Origin of the sequence: Rhodopirellula maiorica SM1 (assembly GCF_000346295.1) — a bacterium.
Taxonomy (GTDB): Bacteria; Planctomycetota; Planctomycetia; order Pirellulales; family Pirellulaceae; genus Novipirellula; species Novipirellula maiorica.
This window is the reverse complement of the sequence record NZ_ANOG01000664.1, coordinates 1-3,600: the sequence shown is the minus strand read 5'-3', so window position 1 is coordinate 3,600 and position 3,600 is coordinate 1. Positions and strand designations below refer to the sequence as shown.

General features: G+C 54.6%; 4 protein-coding genes. 1 reads left to right on the top strand and 3 read right to left on the bottom strand.

All coding sequences use genetic code 11. The annotated features are described in order from the left end of the window. Nucleotides 1–490 precede the first annotated feature (490 nt). Both RMSM_RS37180 and RMSM_RS43460 read right to left on the bottom strand, forming a co-directional pair. Entirely contained in the window at nt 491–2,215 is a 1,725-nt protein-coding gene (locus tag RMSM_RS37180; protein ID WP_008701062.1) for a putative membrane protein, read from the bottom strand. 150 nt (nt 2,216–2,365) lie between these two features. Further along, a complete protein-coding gene (locus tag RMSM_RS43460; protein WP_008701060.1) occupies nt 2,366–2,497 on the bottom strand; it encodes a hypothetical protein in 132 nt (43 codons plus the stop codon). Nucleotides 2,498–2,562: 65 nt separating this feature from the next. Here RMSM_RS43460 and RMSM_RS21290 point away from each other — a divergent pair, with 65 nt between their 5' ends. After that, complete coding sequence (locus tag RMSM_RS21290; protein WP_008701058.1) at nt 2,563–2,991, top strand: universal stress protein; 429 nt, start codon at nt 2,563–2,565, stop codon at nt 2,989–2,991. A 1-nt stretch (nt 2,992) separates the two neighbouring features. On the opposite strand, the gene RMSM_RS21285 is transcribed toward RMSM_RS21290, so the two are convergent. Next, nucleotides 2,993–3,448, bottom strand: a complete 456-nt coding sequence (locus RMSM_RS21285; protein WP_008701055.1) for a hydrogenase maturation protease — start codon at nt 3,446–3,448, stop codon at nt 2,993–2,995. Nucleotides 3,449–3,600: the final 152 nt, after the last annotated feature.

Here is a 3,600-nt window from a genome sequence, read left to right as displayed (position 1 = left end):
ATCGCTGATTCTACACCGAGATGCGCCTCCGCCACAGCATCAGTGAACGTTGGTTCGTATCGCCTATTTTTCTACCAATTGGATGACCACGCCCCCTGTTAAGCAGGTAGGCAGGAATCATTGGGTTAAATCCCGTCAGCCGTTTGGGCGAACGCTGTGAGGCATTCTGTAGCGGCAGCGTGCGAGCCCAATGCCATCGACTTTGGTAGCGACACGGCGCGAGCCGTCCGGTTGAGGCGAGTGAATCGTTCGGTTTATTCCGGGCGGCCCCGCGCCGCACCGCTACAAACGCCACCCGTTTAGTGCCAAAGTAGATGGCATTGGGCGTGAGCCCTCCGGTGCTTTGGTTGGAACGAGGAACCGTGGCTAGCGGGCTGTTGATCGAATGAGCCGCTCGCGCGTCAGCGGCCGGGTTCCACGCATTACCCGGTGCCTTACGGCCCTCGGCTCACGAAGCGGCCAATAGATGGAACGACTTCCGCCTAGCTGCTTAAACACCGCTGAACTGCAACCACTGGGGGCGGAAAAGCATCACCAGACCGAGCAACAGTATGACAATCCCGCTGATCAGTTTAAGCCAACGGCCTTCGCGTTCTTGCAGCTTGTGATGCGAGAGCGTGACGACAACGATCGTGACAAGCAGCGCATCGTCAAACATGTAGGCGAGAATGTACAACCCGAGATACAGATAATTCTCCCACACGGGAAAGTTTTGTAGCGTCAAAATTTGCGTGTACAAGGCAGGCAATCCCGCGGTGCACAGCAATTCAATCATATTGACGATCACCGCCAGCGCAATGGCCCCACTCAAAGCAACGGTCAAGTATTTCGCGCTGACGATTTCGCGGACACGTCGATAGAGTCCCGGTTTGTGACGCTCCGGAATCGAGAACGAGATTCCTTTTTTGAATGCAAAAAAATCTTTTACATTGACCACGCCGATCAATAGAGCCAATCCGCCCAGGGCAATTTGAACCGGACGGATAATGCCGACCAAGATGAATAGATTCAACCACGCCGCCATGAATGCAAAATACGCCAAACCACTAACCACCACAAAGGTTCCGGCGATGATCACGATCTTTTTGCGGTCTTTGATATTTACTAGCACGGACAACAAAAACACTAAGATCCACATCGCACATGGATTAAATCCGTCCACCAGACCCACCACCAATGTGAATAGCGGCATCCCTAGCTCATCAACCCGCAATCGCCCCCAGATCGGGACTTCGATCGCCTCATCGCTCGACTCGCTTTGCAGGACTTTGGGCTCCGTCGCCAGTTCCCCAATCTCGGAAATCTCGGCTTCCCCGGGAAGCTCCAACGTGTCGAATTGCTCGACGTCTTCGCTAATCAAGCGGACGTACGTGGCCGAATTCAACCGTGGTCGGCCCAAAATCAGGCTGCCCGAGTTCAGGCTGCCCGAGTTCAGGCTGCCCGAGTTTAGGCTGCCCGAAGTCAAGCGGCTCAGCGTCGACGGCCTTGCCGTGGTCGATACCAAGGTCAAACCGGCACTGGGATGCAGCGTTCGATTCGATTGATCCTCGACGCCAGGCCGCGAGGGCAAAGCGGACGAGGCGCCAGAAACCTGTTGAATCAAAGACTCGATCTGGGCCCCCGTCACCTCGTCGCCCTGGTAACCAATAATTACTCGGCGAGCAAAATCGATCGTGGGCAACCCTGGCGGTACCCCGCTGCCGCGACACAATGCTTCCCAACGGGCACGAGCATTCGAATCATCATCAACCTCATAAATGCGAAACCGGATGGCCGGCCACCGCTTCTGTAGACCTGGCAGAAACGCTTTGAGCTTATTACAGCGGGAACAGGTCGCTCGAGTGTAAACATCAGCCGTAAATAACTTTTCAATCTCCGGTCCACTCCGGTCCGCAGTGATGAAACCAAAATAAGTCCGCTGGCAGCAGTGGAAAGCGGGTAACACCGGCTTGTCTCGCCCCGCCGCTTTGCTGATTTCAACTAACAATGAGAGCTGGCTGCGATCCTTGATCAGATCGTGCACGCGAATATCGAGTCCCGCCACCCGTTTCTTTAACGCCTCGACATAGTTCAAAACCTGTTTCGTCGATCGATGATCGCTGCGGACAAAGACATCAAACCGCACTTCGCGAGGCGTTTGGACGCCAGGATCTTCTGCTGACAACGAAGAAACGCAGTGGACACACATCCCCAACACAATTGCTAAACGGATCATCGATGCTTACCTCATGCAAAAAGTCTAGAAGGGAATAGTGCAGCCTGGTTTGGTGCGTCCCGCTTCCAACGCAAAGCATGTTCCCTAGCCTCGTTTATGGCTTTGCAGATCCCGTTTGTCTCGCTGGAAAGCGTTCCTCTGTGCAGATCGTCACGCGTTGTCCGTCATTCCGGTTTCATTTGTCCCACCTTGACTCGTTCCAGCACGACGAATCAGCCGCATTCGTTCCTGGTCCAGCGTTTGCAAATACACGTTTGTAAATACGACGGTGTGACGATTCATCGAAACGTCTTTCCTCGTTCGGCTTTTCCTTTCCCGCTACAAACGCAACTCGTGGAGCCCCCATCATGTCTGGATTAAATGCAAAGCGGATCGTTGTGCCGGTCGATTTCAGCGACCTATCAATCGACGCCGTCGACACGGCACTGAACATTGTTGGCGAGACCGGCTCGGTGGACGTCATTCACGTGTTGCCCAACTTGCCCGCGATGGAATACGGAAATCTGTACGGCACGGTCACGGACGAATCGAGAATCAAACACGTCAAACTAAAACTCCGCGAGCGGTTGTCCGAGGCAAAACATGCGGCAACGACGATCCACGTGGCCATCGGAGATGCGGGTCGAGAGATCGTGGCGTTTGCTGAAAATGAGGACGCCGATCTGATTGTGATGCCGTCGCACGGTTATGGTTTCGTCAAACACATCCTGCTGGGCTCGGTTGCCGAGCGGGTCGTCCGACTCGCACATTGCCCCGTGCTGGTGTTGCGTAGCTGAGTCACTGCGACCACCCCAGTTGTTGCGTCAGCTGATCAATACACTGCTGGACCGATTGGCGAGCGCCGGGGCTAAGCGACGTCATTGGCTCGATTGACTCTGCACGTCCCAACCACAACACCACTTGATCCGTCGGCTTGCCAAGTGATTCGGCGAGCATCAGCACCTCTGATAGATCCACATCGTGCGTCCCGGTGCAAGGGATTGACTGAATTTGCGATCGATGCACGGGGTTGGTCATTTCGAGTCGAATCAGCGAACCGTCGTGGGGCAATCCGACCACTGCGTCAACGAGGTGAACACAAACATTCGCATCAAGCCACGAGAGGAGATCAATTGGATGTCGAATTTTGTGAAGCGATGCGTTCACACTTGAATGCAAAAGTTCCTCAATCACCTTCCATCCGAATTGGTCGTCACCATTGCAGCTGCCCAGTCCCAGCACCACGTCGTTCATCGTTTTTATCGAGCCTCTTGAACGAGGTCAGCGGCGTTTGACATTGACGCTTAGGAAGTGAGAAGAGCAACTGATGCAGGGGTCATAGGTGCGAATCAGCTTTTCACATTCCGCCGCAATCGTCGCATCGGACTCGCGAATGAGCCGCGGCA

What these genes read in the sequence shown, in the direction of transcription:
- RMSM_RS37180 (WP_008701062.1), bottom strand. Translation starts at nt 2,215, where the DNA reads ATGATCCGTTTAGCAATTGTGTTGGGGATGTGTGTCCACTGCGTTTCT.
- RMSM_RS43460 (WP_008701060.1), bottom strand. Translation starts at nt 2,497, where the DNA reads ATGAATCGTCACACCGTCGTATTTACAAACGTGTATTTGCAAACGCTG.
- RMSM_RS21290 (WP_008701058.1), top strand. Translation starts at nt 2,563, where the DNA reads ATGTCTGGATTAAATGCAAAGCGGATCGTTGTGCCGGTCGATTTCAGC.
- RMSM_RS21285 (WP_008701055.1), bottom strand. Translation starts at nt 3,448, where the DNA reads ATGAACGACGTGGTGCTGGGACTGGGCAGCTGCAATGGTGACGACCAA.